This window comes from Bradyrhizobium sp. USDA 4538 (assembly GCF_024171045.1).
Classification (GTDB): domain Bacteria; phylum Pseudomonadota; class Alphaproteobacteria; order Rhizobiales; family Xanthobacteraceae; genus Bradyrhizobium; species Bradyrhizobium australafricanum.
On sequence record NZ_JALJZE010000001.1, the window covers coordinates 2,209,617 to 2,227,313 of the forward strand.

14 protein-coding genes are annotated in these 17,697 nt (G+C 58.5%); 3 read left to right on the forward strand and 11 right to left on the reverse strand.

The annotated features are described in order from the left end of the window. Positions 1 to 71: 71 nt before the first annotated feature. The 11 genes from J2R78_RS09665 to J2R78_RS09715 all read right to left on the reverse strand — a co-directional run bounded on the left by J2R78_RS09665 (position 72) and on the right by J2R78_RS09715 (position 11,083). Positions 72 to 362: a HypC/HybG/HupF family hydrogenase formation chaperone gene (locus J2R78_RS09665; protein ID WP_253588082.1), complete on the reverse strand. Its 291-nt coding sequence runs from the start codon at positions 360 to 362 to the stop codon at positions 72 to 74. Positions 363 to 377: 15 nt separating this feature from the next. Then, positions 378 to 959 (reverse strand): HyaD/HybD family hydrogenase maturation endopeptidase, encoded by a 582-nt coding sequence (locus tag J2R78_RS09670; RefSeq protein ID WP_253588084.1) that lies wholly within the window; start codon positions 957 to 959, stop codon positions 378 to 380. An 11-nt stretch (positions 960 to 970) separates the two neighbouring features. Then, positions 971 to 1,693 (reverse strand): Ni/Fe-hydrogenase, b-type cytochrome subunit, encoded by a 723-nt coding sequence (gene cybH, locus J2R78_RS09675; protein ID WP_256558552.1) that lies wholly within the window; start codon positions 1,691 to 1,693, stop codon positions 971 to 973. Continuing rightward, positions 1,683 to 3,473, reverse strand: a complete 1,791-nt coding sequence (locus J2R78_RS09680; protein WP_253604020.1) for a nickel-dependent hydrogenase large subunit — start codon at positions 3,471 to 3,473, stop codon at positions 1,683 to 1,685. The genes cybH and J2R78_RS09680 overlap by 11 nt, the downstream gene beginning before the upstream one ends. Before the next feature lie 13 nt (positions 3,474 to 3,486). Continuing rightward, entirely contained in the window at positions 3,487 to 4,587 is a 1,101-nt protein-coding gene (locus tag J2R78_RS09685; protein WP_253604022.1) for a hydrogenase small subunit, read from the reverse strand. Between the two features lie 481 nt (positions 4,588 to 5,068). Continuing rightward, positions 5,069 to 6,625, reverse strand: a complete 1,557-nt coding sequence (locus J2R78_RS09690; RefSeq protein ID WP_253604024.1) for a serine hydrolase — start codon at positions 6,623 to 6,625, stop codon at positions 5,069 to 5,071. Positions 6,626 to 6,630: 5 nt separating this feature from the next. Then, the gene (locus J2R78_RS09695) at positions 6,631 to 7,182 is read right to left on the reverse strand and encodes a hypothetical protein (protein WP_253604026.1); all 552 of its coding nucleotides are present in this window, start codon (positions 7,180 to 7,182) and stop codon (positions 6,631 to 6,633) included. 577 nt (positions 7,183 to 7,759) lie between these two features. Next, positions 7,760 to 8,740, reverse strand: a complete 981-nt coding sequence (locus J2R78_RS09700) for a PDR/VanB family oxidoreductase (protein ID WP_253604028.1) — start codon at positions 8,738 to 8,740, stop codon at positions 7,760 to 7,762. A gap of 11 nt (positions 8,741 to 8,751) precedes the next feature. Then, positions 8,752 to 9,504 (reverse strand): GntR family transcriptional regulator, encoded by a 753-nt coding sequence (locus J2R78_RS09705; protein WP_253604030.1) that lies wholly within the window; start codon positions 9,502 to 9,504, stop codon positions 8,752 to 8,754. 3 nt (positions 9,505 to 9,507) lie between these two features. Further along, positions 9,508 to 10,557: an aromatic ring-hydroxylating dioxygenase subunit alpha gene (locus J2R78_RS09710; protein WP_253604032.1), complete on the reverse strand. Its 1,050-nt coding sequence runs from the start codon at positions 10,555 to 10,557 to the stop codon at positions 9,508 to 9,510. A 241-nt stretch (positions 10,558 to 10,798) separates the two neighbouring features. Further along, positions 10,799 to 11,083 carry an AlpA family transcriptional regulator gene (locus J2R78_RS09715; protein WP_253604034.1) on the reverse strand — a complete coding sequence of 95 codons (285 nt, stop codon included), beginning with the start codon at positions 11,081 to 11,083 and terminating at the stop codon, positions 10,799 to 10,801. A gap of 995 nt (positions 11,084 to 12,078) precedes the next feature. Between J2R78_RS09715 and dctA the strand changes: the two genes are divergently transcribed. The 3 genes from dctA to J2R78_RS09730 all read left to right on the forward strand — a co-directional run bounded on the left by dctA (position 12,079) and on the right by J2R78_RS09730 (position 17,685). Next, positions 12,079 to 13,401 (forward strand): C4-dicarboxylate transporter DctA, encoded by a 1,323-nt coding sequence (gene dctA, locus J2R78_RS09720; RefSeq protein WP_156436293.1) that lies wholly within the window; start codon positions 12,079 to 12,081, stop codon positions 13,399 to 13,401. A 937-nt stretch (positions 13,402 to 14,338) separates the two neighbouring features. Next, positions 14,339 to 17,011 carry a PAS domain S-box protein gene (locus tag J2R78_RS09725; protein WP_253604036.1) on the forward strand — a complete coding sequence of 891 codons (2,673 nt, stop codon included), beginning with the start codon at positions 14,339 to 14,341 and terminating at the stop codon, positions 17,009 to 17,011. Then, entirely contained in the window at positions 17,008 to 17,685 is a 678-nt protein-coding gene (locus tag J2R78_RS09730; protein WP_057018013.1) for a response regulator transcription factor, read from the forward strand. The genes J2R78_RS09725 and J2R78_RS09730 overlap by 4 nt, the downstream gene beginning before the upstream one ends. Positions 17,686 to 17,697 lie beyond the last annotated feature (12 nt).

Below are 17,697 nucleotides of genomic sequence, written 5' to 3' on the forward strand. Positions count from 1 at the left end.
AAAGTTGCCTACGATTGCAAATCGGTTCGTGAGCAGGGGCCGGCAACACGATGTCCGCGCTCGGCACCCCGCTAGCGTAGATGGTCGGGCAATTGCGGCTCATGACCAATCAAGTCCGCAAAGAAGCGATCGCAGTCCTCGCCGTTGAGACTAGCCTCGAGCCCGTCGAGTGCTTCCGAGATTCGCCTTGCTTCATCCTCCTCCAAGGGCCGCACCGCTGTCTCGATATGGACGAGCACCTTGGCGCCGACCATCGCGCCGGAGAGCAGCATGACCGAGACACGTCGCTTTTCACCGCCATACTCGCATAGCGCCGTGACGCCGTCGGTCTCAACAATCGTCATTGGTAAGCCAAGGCACATGGATAACCGCGGCCGCTAGATCGGCTGCGCCCTTTCATAATTGACATGGTCGATATTGTTCCCCAACAGCCGTTCTGATGCAGGCAGCGGGGCGGCCCGCGGTCTTGCCGGTGCGCCCCACTGGGCCAGCAGGTTGCAGGCCAGTTCGATCGCAGGCGTGATCTGAACACGCACCGGTGCAGTCAGCGAACCGCCCCAATGCTCCATGTCCAGCGGCTGACAGCCGATCAGAGCGATCTCTCGCGGGCAGCGACCAAGCAGGTCGGCTGCATTCAAGACCTCCTGAAAGCCGGTCTGATGCAGGCTCAGCTTCTTGGCAGCGGCAAATTTCGGCACTTCGTCATCTCGCACGAGCTTCAACTGTCCGGGCGAAAGTCCATAATCGACGGCATCGAACACGATCAGGCAATCGGCCTGCTCGAGAAAACCGACGAGATAGAGCCCCTGCGTGCCACCATCGAGGATGGAGACGTTGTCATCGATGGTGTAGCGACGATAAAACTCCTCTACCACCCGCACGCCGAATCCCTCATCGGCCCACAGGATATTGCCGATGCCGAGCACCAGGATCCTTTTCTTGTTCTCCGGACTCAGCATCCGCCTCCTAGTCAATTGCGAAACTGACGCTGACCCGAAATCATCGAGGAGATGCTCCGGCCCGACATGATGTCTTCCCGGATCACCGCATAAATGTGGACCATCGCAAAGGTCACGATCACCCACAGGCCGAGATGATGCCAGGTACGGACGTCTTGACCGTTCGGCCAGATCGCGAATACCCAGTCGAACAGCTTGTACTGCCAGCTGTCACGATCGGTGCCCTGCCCGTAAAGTGCAAAGCCTGTGACGATCATGAACGTGGTGGTCTGCGTGAACATGAAGAACATCGCGAGCTGAGCCAACCGATTGTGCCCGACGTGCCTTTCGGGCTCAGCTGCCAGGAAGGCGTACCAGCGCATTTCGTCGTACACTTCGCGCCAAAAGCATCTGCGCCAGAGCGGCACGCAAAAGATCTGCATGGCATGCGGGTTTCCCATCAAGGCCCAGTAGATGCGCAGCATAAATCCGACGCCGAGCACATATCCCGCCAAGAAATGCGCAAAGCGGATATAGCCGAACAGGAAATTGTCGCTAGCCTCCCCCGGCATTGCCGGTGTCCCAGTTCCAATGAGATAACCGGTTATGCCCAGCACCAGAATGGCCACCGCATTGCCCGCGTGCCACAGTCGCACCGGCGCTTCATAAACGTAGGCGGCCCCGTGAACAGTCGGCGCTGCATCGACGACCGCAACGGCTTTCGGAGCCTTGTCCAGTATGGACCTAACGAACATTGATTGAAGCGATTTCTTGGCCGTAGGGACTGATCACGTGGGTCGAGCACGCCAAGCACGGATCAAAGGAATGGATCGTGCGCAAGATCTCCAAGGGCCGCTGCGGATCGACGACCGGGGTACCGATAAGGGAGGCTTCAAAAGCGCCAATATTGCCCTTGGGGTCGCGAGGAGACCCGTTCCACGTCGTCGGCACGACACATTGGTAATTGTCGATCTTGGTGTTCTTGATCTTGATCCAGTGGCCAAGCGCACCGCGCGGCGCTTCAGTGAAACCGTAGCCCCTGGCCTCATTAGGCCAGCCTTCCGGCTTCCAGTTGCTGACGTCGGCAGTTGCGCTATTGCCTTGCTTGATATGGACGACCAGCTTGTCCTGGAAATAGCGCATCTGATGCGCCGCCCACTGGCATTCGAGTGCCCGCGTCGCGGTACGGCCAAGCGTCGAAAACAGCGCGGTCAAGGGAAGATTGAGCCCCTTGAGCAGTCTCTCGGCCGGCTCCTTGAATTCGGCTTTGCCTTGCGCATAACCGATGATGTATCGCGCCAATGGCCCGACCTCGACGGCGTGGCCGCGCCAGCGCGGCGCTTTGATCCAGGAATACCTGCCGTCTTCGTCGAGTTCCTTGATATCTGTTCTGCTGCCTTTGACCTTTGCCCCTAGCTCAAAATTCGGTTCGGTGACGCCATCCCAGGGATGCAGGCCGCTGAACTCGCTAGGGTATTTATACCATGAATGCGCGACGAATTCCTGGATCTGCTCGGGATCGCCATGGTCGATCGGCAAAATCTCCTCAAGATTGCCGCCAAGAATGACGCCGCGCGGCAGCTTGAGACTTTTCGCGGAACAGTCGTTAGCGTTTTCGGGGATGTCGCCATAGGACATCACGCTTTTGCTAGAAAGCCCGCCGCCATGCAGCCAGTCCTTATAGAACGAGCCGATCGCTGCGATGTCGGGCAGATAGACCTGCTCGACAAACTCGATCGAACGGTCGATGACCGAGGACACCAGGTTAAGCCGCTCCATATTGATCGCGCCAACCGCACCATTTCCGTCGATGTTGATCGCGCAGGCCACGCCGCCGACCAGCCAGTTCGGATGCGGATTCTTGCCCCCATAGATGGCTTGGATCTTGACGATCTCCTTCTGGAAGTCGAGCGCTTCCAGATAATGCGCCACGGCCATCAGGTTCATTTCCGGCGGCAGCTTGTAAGCCGGATGCCCCCAATAGCCGTTCTTGAACGGACCGAGTTGCCCTGACCCGAAGAACTTGGTGAGCCTGATCTGCAAATCCTTGAAATAGCCAGGAGACGACAGCGGCCAGGGCGAGATGGACTGCGCCAGCGCCGAGGTGGACCTGGGATCAGCCTTGAGCGCGGAAACCACGTCGACCCAATCCAGCGCGTGCAGGTGATAGAAATGCACGAGATGATCATGCACAAGCAGGCACAGCTGCATGATGTTGCGGATCGAGTTGGCATTCTCCGGAATGGCGATCCCAAGCGCATTTTCAACGGCGCGCACGGAGGCGAGCGCATGGGTGCCGGTGCAGACACCGCAAATCCGCTCGGTGAACGCCCAGGCGTCGCGCGGATCTCGCCCGCGCAGGATGACTTCGATGCCACGCCACATCGTCCCGCTCGAGACCGCGTTGCGGATCACGTTGTTCGAATCGAGGTTGGCTTCGACGCGCAGGTGGCCCTCGATCCGGGTCAGCGGGTCGATCACAATTCGCTTGCCGGACCGATCGAGGTTGAACCCATTCGGTGTCTGGACGGCCACCGTCGTCCTCCCCTCAAGTTGGCTTATTTTTATGAGCTGCGCGATCCGGCTTGCGGGTCAATCGCTTCACCGCCGTGACCGCCGCATGTGCGGCTACGGTCAACCCAACCGCGCCGGCAGCGGCCATCCCGATCTGATCGGCGTTCTTCTCGATGCCGAACTGCTGGATGGCCGTGAGCCGGTCGTAGAACGAACCTTTGTCCCAAAAGCCGTCTTCGGAGCAACCGAGGCAACCGTGGCCGGATTGAATAGGGAATGAAACGCCCCCATTCCAGCGAAGCGTCGAACAGGCATTGTAGGTGGTCGGCCCCTTGCAGCCCATCTTGTACAGGCAGTAGCCCTTGCGGGCGCACTCATCGTCCCACTCCTCGACAAATTGGCCGGCGTCGAAATGCGAACGCCGATAGCACTTGTCGTGGATGCGCTGGGAATAAAACATCCTTGGGCGCCCTTGGCGATCGAGTTCAGGAAGCCTTCCGAACGTGGATATGAAGGTCACGAGGCCGGTCATGACCTCTGCGATGGGGGGACACCCGGGAACCTTGACGATCGGCTTGTTGGAGATCACCTTGTCGATAGGCACAGTACCGGTCGGATTGGGCCTGGCCGCTTGCGCGCAGCCCCAGGATGCGCAGGTCCCCCAGGCAATGACCGCCATGGACGCTTCCGCCATCCACCTGAGCCTCTCAACGAACGGCTTGCCGCCGTCAATGCAGAACATGCCTCCCTCGTTCAGCGGCGGGTTGCCTTCGACGGCAAGCACATACTTGCCTTTGTACCTGGCACGGTTTTCCTGCAGGACGGCTTCGGCCTGGTGACCAGCCGCGGCCATGATCATATCGTCGTAGTCGAGCGAAATCATCGACAACAGCACGTCTTTGATCAACGGATGCGCTGAGCGGATGAAGCTTTCGGAGCAGCAGGTACACTCGAGCCCGTGCAGCCAAATGACGGGTATACGCGGTTTGGTCTCGAGGGCATTGGCGATACTGCTTGCTGCGAGCGGACCGAGTCCGAAGCTCGCGGCCGTCAAACTGCAGAACTTGTGGAAACTGCGACGCGTGATACCCTGACGTCTGATCACGCTGTAGAAGGTTTCCTCTATCCCGCCCATGAGCCCTTCCAAGTGACGCGTCAGCCGTAACGATGCTGACGTTCAGCAGCAAGAAATAGGCCATTGCACAGCAAACATCTGACGGATACCAAGCCGTCGCTTGTGGATCTGCAGCAGGATTGGCGAGCTACGCGCAAGCTGCGCAACTGACCACTTGTCGTGCTTATGGTGTCCGGTTTGGACCGTCGATGTGAGAACTCCAACAATGCATCACAATGGCTCGCTCCTGGCGGCGACGGCGTCATACTCGCTCTTCAAGTACGGCCGCCACACCGGCCGGCACGATAATTGTCGCAGTTCGCGGCACCGTACTGATCACCGATTTCGATCAGAATGGCTCGTTCCAAGCACTGGGCCCGATCGTCCGACGCGGGTCAGCAAACGACCTTGCTGTCCTTTCAGGTTTGATGCCTGTCCGCAGCAGCAAGCATAATTTGCCAGTCATCCAAGCTGTTCATCGAGCATTTCCGACGGCAGCAAACTATCGAACTATTCCGGCATAGACGATATTTTGGACCTGTTCGCGGTAATACTTGCGGATCTCTCCGGGCGCGGCCGTGCCGACCACCACGACCAAGCGCTCCTTCGGATCACAGAAAAATTGTGTTCCGTAAGCGCCGGTCCAGGTGAACTCACCTGGACTGCCTGGAACGGCCGAGAGACCCTCGCTTATGCGCACAGCCACTCCGAGCCCGAACCCAAAGCCGGCGCGGTGCGGCTCCACATGAGCGACCTTATTTTTGATCTCTGGCCCAAGGTGGTTGGAGATCATGTGATGCACAGTCTTCGGACCGAGGATCCGCCGCCCATCGAGCTCCCCGCCGTTTAGCAGCATTTGCCCAAAGCGCACGTAGTCACCAACTGTCGCGAATGCACAGGCTCCCCCGCAGTCAAACCTCGTCTGACTTTCGAGGAGCTCGATGCTTTGTGGCTTTCCGGTCAGCGGGTCGTCTCTAAATGGACGCGCCAACCGCTTGCGTTGCGATGCCGACAAATGAAAAGTGGCATCCAGCATTCCGATCGGCTTCCACACGTTGCTGGAAAGATACTCGCCCAACGGCTGCTCGCTAACCTGCTCCACGACAGCTCCAAGCACGTCGGTCGAGAAGCCGTATTCGAACTCCGTGCCCGGTTGGTGCGCCAGCGGCAGCTTGGTAATGGCTTCGATGAAAGCCCGCTTATCGCCCTTGACCGGCGGAGCTGCGAAATCCGGATAGAGACGCGCCACCTGATCTGCGCTATCCGGTGGCGCACCATAGGTGAGCCCTGATGTGTGGCGATACAGATCGTGGACGTAAATCGGAGAACTCTGCGCTTCGTATTTCAATGAGCCGTCAGGCTGCGGCACTCCCACCTTCATCTTTGCAAATTCGGGATAGTAATCCGTCAGTTTGGCCCGCAGAGGCAGGCGACCTTGTTCCGTGAGGGTGAGGCCGGCAACCGCCACCATCGGTTTGGTCATAGATGCGAGCGCGAATATCGCATCGAGCCGCATCGACGTTCCTTTTTCAGGATCGAGCTGTCCATACGCCTTGTAGTGAATCAGCTTGCCGTCTCTGGCGATTGCAACCACTGCGCCCGGCACGCGTTTGGTTGCGTAGGCTGACAGCACCTTGGTGCGCCCAGGAACGTACAACGGAAAAGCGCGCTGACTTGCCGCCACTTGCTGCGGGCGGTCGCCCATTGCAACAAAGGCGCTATGGATCGGCTGCACCACCAAAGGGAGCGCCGAGAGGACCGACCCCACCACGATCCCCGCAAAGGTAAATGCGAGTGTGTGCTCGCCCCAGAAAGAGGCGAGAAGCCCGCCGGGTCCGTTCGGGCCGAGCAGGATGAGGACGCAGAAACCGAGCGCCGTCGGCGGCAGCACAAGCGGCAGTGCGATCATTGTCGCGACCGCCTCGCTCAAAACCGTCTTTGACCGTGCAAGCCACCACGCGAGCGGCGCGCCAATCACCAGCAGGATCATTGTCGTCACGCAGGCAAGCTCGACCGTGAGCGCAACGGATTGCCAGATCTCCGGCGAAAGGACATCCATGTGCGTCAGCCCACCAGTGAGAGCACGTCGCCATGCCCGCGCGGCGGTCGCTTGCACGCCCGGCCCGCCGAGGACTCTCGCGCGCATCGCGTTTTGATCGGATCCAGGCCCCAAGAACTGGGCGCCGTGCCTAGCTTCGGCTGCATCGCTTGCAGGATGGCGACCGCATTGGTTGTGTTTGCTTCACCTTTTCGCGCCACGATGCGCCTGGGGATCGACAACATCGTGAACGACGACGGCTTGCGGGTCTCCACGCCATTCACGACGCCTGAAGCCCAATTCGCCGCAGTCGTGAGGTGGATTTCTGGAGCCACAGGAGCATTCTCAAGAATGTCAATCGGGCGAATGCTGACGCTCGAGCGGAACGCCTGGAATGTTTCGATTTGCGTGCCTTGGCTATCGAACCTGGTGCTTGCGTTAACGCTCAACGCGTTCTCGGACCGTCTCAACGGCTTCGGCAAGATGGCACGCATATCGTCCGGCATGCGCAATCTCGTGAGGGCCACCACATTGATTCGCGTCGTTTCTGCGAGCAACTGCGGCATCGCAAACCTCATCGGAAACTCCTGTGACAGGGCCGCTCCGACCGGTCTGACGGCGGCAGCTCCTCGCGCGCCGTTCAGCAATACCCGTGCCGCTTGCGAAATGTGGTGCGCTTTGTGCCTAACGCGAGAAAAACCCACATGGACGCCAGCGTCACTGTGCAGTGGACCTAACCCGCTGTCAGGTTCCGGGCATCTTTGTTCTCAAACAGACAGCGGCGGCAGAATGAACAGGAGAGCTGGCCGCCCGACAGATATCGCGCTCTGAAATAAAATCGATGCAAATCCTCACGTGATTCCGCATCGAAGTAGTAATTGGTTTCTTTGGCGTCTCTCAAGAGCGACCGTGTATAAGCGCCGAAGCCCGCCAAAGTCCTACTGCGAGAATGGACGCCACCGAAAAACAAAGGTTTCGGAGTCCATTTCGTATTCGGACTGCGTGTTGCCGAGGACAAAGACAGGAGCTGCCGACCGTCTTCACCCGGTAATCATGCACGCACTGTTCCATGATAACGGAGCCTACCGTGGAACATGCGTTAGTTGCCGAGTTCTCGGCCAGAACCTGCTGCCCGAAAAACGTGCTGCAGCGAATCTATGGAGCGTCCGGGCGGTGTAGTATATCGACTGTAATGGTGCCGCGAGCGCGAGAGACACATGCACAGATCTTTTCGTTCCCGTGCTTTTGCTGCTCGCTGAAGAAAACGTCGCGGTGGTCGAGATCACCGTCGATTTCGACGAGATCGATGGCGCAGACGCCGCACTCGCCGCGCCGGCAATCCGAAATCACTTCGTACCCAGCCTCATTGAGCACGTCCAGCAACGAGCGATTGCGCGGAATCTCGATCTCAAGAGACCGATCTGCAAGGCGCACCCGGAAACCTTCGGTCGGCAGTGAGCCGCTCGAGCCAAAGGTCTCGTAGCGTAGGTCGGATAGTCCGCGACCTGCACCGGTCCAGGCCCGGCGGGCGGCATCGAGCATCCGGATCGGACCGCACAAGAGGGTCAAGGCATCGGGCGGCAGCGAGGCGAACAAGCCATCGAAATCGAGCCTGCGCCCTTCGCTGCCTGCATGGACAATAAGCCGCTCGTTCAGCAAAGGGGCGAGAACGTCCAAATAGACGGCTTGCTCACGGGAAGACACAGCATAATGCAGAGTGAAGTCGGCATTGCAGCGTGCCAGCGCCTGAGCCGCCCCGATCAGCGGCGTAATACCAATGCCGCCCGCAATCAGGCAATAGTGCCGGCGTGCCCAGTCAATCGGCAGCAGCGAGGCGGGCGACGTAATTGTCAACCGAGCGCCCGGCGCGAGCGACCACATGTACTGCGAGCCGCCGCGGGAGTCCTCCGCGCGCCGCACGGCGATGCGATAGCCGGCCGGGTCGGCTTCGCCAACCAAGGAATAGGATCTCGTCTCCGGGCGCCCATCGATAGTGACGGCAATATTGATATGGCTGCCGACCGGATAGGCCGTGCCATCAAAATTTTCTGGTTTGATCAGAAACTCGCGGATCGAAGGTGTCCGATCGCGCGTCGCGACGAGCGTTGCCGATGTCCAGCTTTCAATGAAGCGCATGAAGATTTCCCTTAATCGCCTGCCATCCTGATAAGCGCCAGTCCAGGCAGCAGGTCAGAATGCGTCTTATTCCTGAGCACCAAGCGGAGATTGCGCGCCGCCACTCGAGCGTGCTCGCGCATGATTGCCTCGGCGCGCGCGCCTTCGCGGTTTTCGATTGCATCGACCACGACGCGGTGTTGATCTTGCGCAATCAATAGTGTGTGGCGCGCATCCGGTAGTGTCGATTGGGTCATCACAAAGCCGCTGGGCGAGGCGAATGGTAGCGCCGACGCGCGATCAACCTGCCGGATCAAGGGCGGACTGCGCGACAATTCGGTCAACAGCGCATGAAAACGCGCATTGAGCGCGACGTAGGAGGAGAAAGCCTCGACGGAAATTGGGTCCTGCCGCACCAGGCTGTCGATCTCGTCAAGACATCCCTTTAGAGGCTCAAGATCGCGCGACGAAACACCGCGCTCGGCAGCAAAACGCGCGGCCAGACCTTCCACGGTGCCGCGCACTTCGATCGAATCCAGCACATCTCGTTCGGAGAATGCCTTCACCATGAAGCCGCCAGAAGGGATCGCTTCCAGAAGTCCTTCCTCCTCCAGCCGAACCAATGCCATTCGCACCGGACTACGCGATGCACCGCTCGTCTCCACGGCCTGCAACTCGGAGATCCGTTCGCCCGGCCGCAAGTCGCCCGACAGGATCAGATCGCGCAAGCTGAGCTGGGCGCGTACCGTCTGTGAGACGGAACGGTCATTGTCGCGCTCGACCATGCCCTACTCCGCGGCCTGACGACCGTGGTGCGGATTCTCGGCCTCGATCATGCGATCTATCAAGCGGCGGGCCCACATCGCGCCGGCATCGATGTTGAGGTTATAGAAGACCCGGTCGGGATTTTCGTCGATCGCGCGCTGCTGCGCCTCGAGAATGACCTCGTCCTCACGGAAGATGCCGGAAACGCCTTGGCGAAGTTCGGTGGTCAGGCGCTGTTCGTTCAGGCGATAATTGCGCACGAAGGCCCAGAAATAATGGCAGCTTGTTTCCGTTTCGGGCGTGATGGTGTTGAGGACAATACCATTGACGCCAGCCGATCGATCGCCTTCGGGCGCGCCGGTTCCTGCGGGCGCCACTCCGACGTCGATATTGATCGTGCACGGCGCCTCGAAACGGATAATCTGCCAGCGGTCCACCGGACCAGGTTTTTGCAATTGCTTGGCCCAAAACGGGGGCGCGGCAATTCCCTTCATCCAGCGCGTTACGGTAGCGGTCTTCTCACCATGGGTGACGTCAAACGGCGCTTCCGTGATTGCGTCATTGCCAATGCTGGCGCCATGCACAAAAGTCTCATGCGTCAGGTCCATGAGGTTGTCGACCACCAGACGATAGTCACATTTCAGGTGAATGGTGTCACCGTCGCCGGCCCAAGCGGGATCATCGCTCCAGTGCATATCCGGCACCAGGCCCGGGTCGGCTAGCGCCGGATCACCCATCCACAGCCAGACGAAGCGATCGCGCTCGACGACAGGATAGGCACGTACACACGCAGAGGGGTTGATCGTCTCCTGCGAGGGCATGAAGGTGCAGCGGCCCTGCGCGTTGTATTTCAGCCCATGATAGCCGCAGACCACGCTGTCGCCCTCAAGGCGCCCTTTTGAGAGCGGCACCAACCGATGCCAACAGGCGTCCTCCAGTGCTGCCACCTCGCCGTTGGCGCGCCGATACATCACGACGTGCCTGCCGCAGATTGTGCGCGGCAACAGTGCCTGCCTCACCTCAGTATCCCAAGCGGCCGCATACCAGACATTGGTCGGAAAGCAATGGCTCATGCGCCGATTCCTCACTTTGGGGACACCGTCTGTATACATTAATTCGAAACAGGCCGAAAAAGTGACGGATATGCGGGCTCACAGTGGAATGATTGTATACGGAAATGGCGACTTATCGATTCCGCGCGGCCATAACGAAGCATGCGGTGCGCGCACCAAAACAGCTGCCGTCTGAATTCGGACTCGCCATCGCGCACATCCCAGCTGGATCTAGCCCTTGTACCGTCGCGGCCTCGTACGGCTATCGGCGAGGTTCCTGGCCTGCATAGGGGCGCAACATCGGGCGTTTCTTAGCCGGCAACACAGTCCCTTTGCCGGGATCGGACGTCGACGACTTGGTGCCTAGATCGGCCCATGCTCTCAAGTCATCCAGTGCGTAGATGACGCGACCGCCGATGTTTCGATACGCTGGCCCCGTGCCATATGTGCGGTGCTTCTCGAGCGTGCGGCCGGATAGGCTAAGATAACGCGCAGCTTCCGGCGTACGCAGGAAGCGCGTGGATAGATCTGACATCGGATCGGGCATTTGAGAACTCCAGGTGAGAGGCTGGCCGCGAACAGCGGCACTTTGTCGTGCCATCATCATGGAGAAGCGCGTTCTCTGGAAGGATACCGAATATCGAGGAAGCAACTTTCGGCACCCCGTCCCCTGCGCCCTGCCGTCAAGCCTTCTTCTATTTAGCGCCCGCTCCAGCCTACGACATTGGTCAATCACGACTCGCGGCTGCGAAGACGCATTTGCACGGATGGATATCCACTAGGTAATCAGGCGCCTTCGCAAGGCGACGCAGAAACGCCCTGCGCAGAAATTCCGCCGAACCATCCGGTTTCACCAGATCACCACTTCTGTACTTGAGTACGCTCACCGTCGTCCGATTGCCGCAATTCATTCGAACTCGCATTGCAGCCGGAACAAGTCAGATTGGTCTCGTCCTACCTAGCAATGCGTTTAGAAAAAGAACGCTCAAAACGCCAAAGCGGAATGATCGCAGCTCCATCGCGACGCCGAGGCGCCCAAACGGCTCAGCGACCGCCCGATGCGGATACGCCTCACGTCGAGCAACCCGCTAGATGTCGCACGCTTCCATCGCATGGATGCCTCCGATCCAAACAATCAATTTTATCAATGGAGCGTACTGTCGCATCAACACCAGCGGGCGAAGCGTACCGATAACATTAGGAATTCTATGCTGAGACGTGCCTCGGGCAATTTGCCAGCAAGACGCGGCGATGCTGAGCAACCTTCGCGATCGACCTCACAAATGCCATTCGAAGATTCAAACAGCCTCGTCAGAAGAAAGGCGGCTTATCTGATAGCGTCTCGATCGTCTGGTTGGGCCTCTGGTGCAGATCTTGCTTGACGAAGCACGATAACGTAACTGAACGCCTGCCTTTGGAATGACGCGCCGGCTCTCGGAACCGTCTTCTATCGGACACGGCTAAAATGACAGCCTCGTATGATGCCGCCGCCTCTCAACGACGCAGCGGCTCGCATGCGAGTGTATTCGGGAAGGAAGCGTCATGACCACCATGGCAACTGCGGTGCCCGCGCGCGCGCCGCAGACTTGGTATAAAATTCTGTACGTTCAAGTGTTGATAGCGATCGTGCTTGGCGCCATCGTCGGCTGGCTGTGGCCGTCGGTCGCGACTAACGACTGGGTCAAGGCACTCGGTGACGGCTTCATCAAGCTGATCAAGATGGTGATCGCGCCGATCATCTTCTGCACCGTCGCATCCGGCATCGCGCATATCCAGGATGCAAAGAAAGTCGGACGCGTCGGCATCAAAGCGCTGGTCTATTTCGAGATCGCATCGAGCTTTGCCTTGGTGTTGGGCCTCGTCATGGGCAATCTGGTCCAAATCGGCCATGGTCTTGCGGTCAAACCGGACGCTGCGGCGGTCGCCAATTACGTCAAGCAGGCGGAAGCCTCGAAGACCGTCGACTTTTTTCTCAATATCATTCCCGATACCGTGGTCGGCGCCCTCGCTCGCGGCGATGTTCTGCAAGTGCTCCTGTTCGCGATCCTGTTTGGCTTTTCGCTGATGGCACTTGGGGAGCGTGGAGAACGGCTGCGCGGCATGATTGACGACGTCGCGCACGCGGTGTTCGGCGTGATCGCCATCATCATGAAAGCGGCCCCGATCGGTGCGTTCGGCGCGATGGCTTTCACGGTCGGCAAGTTCGGACCGGCGGCGCTCGGTAATCTGATCGGGCTCGTCGTACTATTCTATGCGACTGCGGCGATATTCGTGATCGTCGTGCTCGGCCTGATCGCGCGGATCGTCGGCTTTTCGATCTTCAAATTCATTATCTATATCAAGGACGAGCTTCTGATCGTGCTCGGCACTTCATCCTCGGAAAGCGCGCTGCCGCAATTGATGGAGAAGCTCGAGCGGCTGGGCTGCTCAAAACCCGTAGTTGGCCTCGTGGTGCCAACCGGCTACTCCTTCAACCTCGACGGCACCAACATTTATATGACGCTTGCGACATTGTTTATTGCCCAGGCACTCGGGGTCGATCTGACCTTTGGCCAGCAGCTCACGATCTTGCTCGTGGCAATGCTGACCTCGAAGGGAGCAAGCGGCGTGACCGGCGCAGGCTTCATCACACTTGCCGCGACATTGTCGGTGGTCAACCCGGCACTGGTGCCCGGCATGGCAATCGTATTCTCGATCGACAAGTTTATGAGCGAGGTGCGAGCCCTTACCAATATCACCGGCAATGGCATCGCCGCTGTGTTCGTGTCGTGGTGGGAAGGCGAGCTCGACGACGCTACGCTGCACGCTCGGCTCAAGCAGCCCACCGTTTCCAACGGCATCGATACACGAACATCAAGGAGGTAGACCCCGGGTCTTGTTCGTGATTTCAAGGCGCGCTCAACTGAGCGCAGCCAGCTCCGTGGTTCGTTCGCAGTTCAAATCGGCACAGCCGACTTGAACTGCGAGTTGATGTTTTTTTTGCACGAGCAGCGGTTCACACCATTGCTCCGTGTCGCGCTCCAAACCACGTCTGAGAATTCCACGCAAACGCGGAAGATGAAGTCGTTTTTCCACGAATATTTTTGGCGCGCCGTGGAGTTGAAAGCTCCCAGCCATCCAAATGCTGGCGCAAGGTTGGCGTGGGGCAACACAACACGATTCCGACAGAGCCTACCCGGCCTGACTGGCCAAGGGACTGGGTCTAGCCCACAAAATAGCTTGGTGCGTGGCCACTGAACCGGCCTCTTCCGCGCCCGCGGGTGGCGGCAATTTCCAACTCAGCCATCCGTTTATTCCGGCGCGCGTTACGGCATCACGTCGGAGCGGCTATGATCACCGTCGACCGGCTTGGTACCACCAGGCTAAGATGGATCTTATCGAACTAACGTCACGGCGCTCCACGGCTCATCGCGGTTCTTTGCGACGACGTGCCTCGTTGTTCAGCGTTAGCGTCTTTGTGGAATTCATGTAGCTGTTGTGCGCGTCATTGGAACGTGCCTTGGCGCCACGCAGCTGTGTTCGGCACGCGATGTCCACAGCCTCGGTCCCCCGCCAAGCGATTATCGGCAACGAAGGAAAACGGACATCTCCGACCCGGTTGTACGCGGGTCAGCGTGCCATATTGAAAGGTTTAGAACAACTATACCTACGTTTGTAATGCGCCTTTCTCCGGCACGTGCTGAGTTCAGCTGCAAGCAATTGACCCAGAACATTGGCGAGCGTCCCTTGGGGCCGAAAGATTGCCCCATTTTTGCCTAAATGTTATAACTCTCCCGCCGGAGAAAGGCCGGACGGTCAAAGAATGTATAACCAAGTCAATAATTTCAAACGTTCAGCCACACAGTTCACATTCGGCAGCATAACGCTGGCGGTAGTGACGTTGGCCTCCTTGTACCTTCAAACACATTTCGCTGCGACGGCGTTCGGCTATCTGCTGGTAATATTGCTGTTTTCACTGATCGGCAGCTTTATTGCATCATCCGCCCTTTCCATCTTGGCCATCGCTGCTTTGGCGTACTACTTCGCGCCGCCCGCGTTCAGTCTTGGGATCGACGACCCCCAAGTTCTTCTGGTGGTTGTCGCTTTCTTTACTGTCTCGATTGTCGGAACGCACCTGATTGGAAAGATCCGCCAGGAAAGAGAGGCCGCGCGTGAGACTGCGGCCGAACTCCGGCGCAGCACTGCCGATTTGGAAGACCGTGAAAAGCGGTGGCGCGCAATCTTTGAGCACAATCCCTCCATGTACGTCATGGTCGACGAAGCGGGTACTGTCCTCAACGTCAATACGCTCGGCGCGACACAGCTCGGCTATGCGCGCTCCGAACTGATCGGTCAATCTGTCCTGGGAGTCTTTCTGGACGAGGATCGCGCGTTCGCCCGCAAATGCATTCGGGCCTGCCTTGAAGATATCGGTCAATCGCAAACCTGGGAGGCCCAGAAAGTTCGGAAAGACGGCTCGGTGTTGTGGGTACGTGAAAACGCCAAAGCAATGCTCTGGGCCAATGAGCGGCCCGTTGTCCTCATAGCCTGCGAAGATATCACGGAACGAAAGCGGACCGAACTTGCCCTGCAGCGAAGCGAAGCACATTTGGCTCAGGCGCAGGAGTTGAGCAATACAGGCAGCTTCAGCTGGAACGTCGCCACTGGCGAGGCCTTTTGGTCAAAGGAGCTGTTTCGTATTCTACAGTTGGATCCGCAGACGGCTCCCGCGCCGGAACTGATCGTCGCGCGCACGCATCCAGACGATAGGGCCTCAGTCCAAGAGACCATCGATCAAGCGATGCGAGATCCAAAGAGCTTCGAGCATGAATACCGGTTACTGCTGCCGGATGGATCGGTGAAGCACATCCATGCGCGGGCACGCACCACGAGAACCGCGACTGGTGACATCGAGTTTGTCGGGGCAGCGACGGATATCACGGCTGCAAGACTGGCAGAACAGCAGTTGCGCCGCAGCGAAGCCTATCTGGCCGAGGCCCAGCATCTCAGTCACACGGGTAGTTGGTCCTGGGACGTCTACCGTCTCGATTTTATCTATCGCTCCGCCGAGGTCGATCGCCTGTTTGGCTTTGATCCGCAAGAGACGGTGTCGATAGAGACCATTCGGTCGCGTATCCATCCAGACGATCTGCCGCGACTTCAGGAAGTGCAGCGACTGGCTAGAGAAGACAAAGAAGGACGCTTCGAGTACGATTTTCGAATCCTTATGCCAGATGGCTCGATGAGGCATATACATTCCGTGGCCCATGTGGTGGTTGGCAGCGACGGCAATGTCAGCGAACTCATCGGAACACATATGGATGTCACTGAGCAATATGCAGCCAGGGAACGTCTGGAAAGCACACTTGCCGCGCTGCGCGAAAGCGAGCAGCGCTTTCGCGACTACGCCGAAACAGCCTCCGACTGGCTCTGGGAGACCGGGCCAGATCATCAGGTCACTCGCTTGTCCGAGCACACCAGCGCTGCGGGAATCCTGGCGACAGGATTGATGGGTATGCTTCGCTGGGACATTGCGTGCGACGTCGAAGAAGAACCTGAGAAGTGGCGGCAGCATCGGGCGAGGCTGGAGGCGCATCTGCCGTTTCGGGATCTGCTCTACCGCACTGTCAACCGGGTGGGATCTCCGATCTACGTCCGAACGAGTGGCAAGCCTTTTTTTGATATCGACGGTAATTTTCTCGGGTACCGGGGCGTCAGCACTGACATGACGGCTATCATTCGCGCAAATCAAGCCGAACAAGAGTTGCGAAAGGCACAGGCAGAGCTTGCACATGTGACGCGCGTGACCACCCTGGGAGAGTTGACAACGTCCATCGCCCACGAAATCAACCAGCCACTCGCCGCTATTATCAGCAACGCCGATGCGTGCCTCGGTTGGATGAACCGCGAAACCCCTGATCTTTCCGCCGCGCGCTCATCGGTTGAGTGGATAATCGAAGACGCAATCCGAGCAAGCGAGGTGATCCGTCGCATTCGCGCACTTGCGAAGAAAGGCGAGATCGAGATGCTGCCGCTCGACATCAATGACGTCGTTAAGGACGTCATTGCGCTTGTGACACGTGAGCTGATTAGCCACCAGGTTACGTTAAAAACCGATTTGACGGTAGCGCTACCCGCAATCCTCGGAGACCGGATTCAGCTGCAACAGGTGATTATCAATCTGGTGATGAACGGAATCGAAGCGATGGACGCAGTTACGGACCGGCCGCGTGAACTAGTGATTCAGTCATCTAGCGACGATATGGGGCACGTGCGGCTTGCCGTGACTGACAGTGGCATCGGCATCGCCGAGAATGACGTCGACCGAGTGTTAGACCCATTTTTCACGACAAAATCGAGCGGCCTTGGAATGGGGCTTTCGATCTGCCGCTCGATTGTGGAGGCTCACGGAGGGCGTCTTTCGATCGTCTGCAAGCAAGGGCCGGGGGCCACCTTTCGGTTTGACCTGCCGCTGCACAAGGAGATCGTGTCATGAGTGAACGCTCCAACTCCCAGCGCGAAGGCAGCAAGGCCGAGGCGTCGGCGCATGCGATCGTCTTCGTTGTTGAAGATGACGTCTCGATGCGTCGGTCGCTTACGAACCTTTTCCAATCCGTGGGCCTGGACGTCGTTGCATTCGGATCGGCCCGAGAAATGCTGCAGAGCAAACTTCCCGACGTTGTTAGCTGCCTGGTTCTTGATGTCCGGCTGCCAGGCTTGAGCGGCCTTGAGTTTCAGACTGAGCTAGCCAAGGCGAACGTTCATATTCCCATCATCTTCATTACCGGCCATGGCGACATTCCCATGAGCGTCAGGGCTATGAAGGGCGGAGCGGTCGATTTTCTCACCAAACCGTTTCGCGATCAGGAACTGCTGGACGCCGTAGTCGCAGCGACCGAACGCGATCGCAAAAGGCGCGAGGACGAGCAGACTATCGCGAAGCTGAAGTCTCTATTTGAAACCTTGAGCCCGCGCGAGCAGGCGGTGATGAAACTGGTCGCTACCGGATTAATGAACAAGCAGATAGCCGCCGAGCTGGGGCTCGCCGAGATTACGGTCAAGATCTACCGTGGACACGTGATGAAAAAGATGCGCGCCAGGTCGCTGGCGGATTTGATCAGAATGACTGAGACGCTGGGAATCCGCGGTAACCGCCCCGAACAAACCTAAGTATGATTTTAC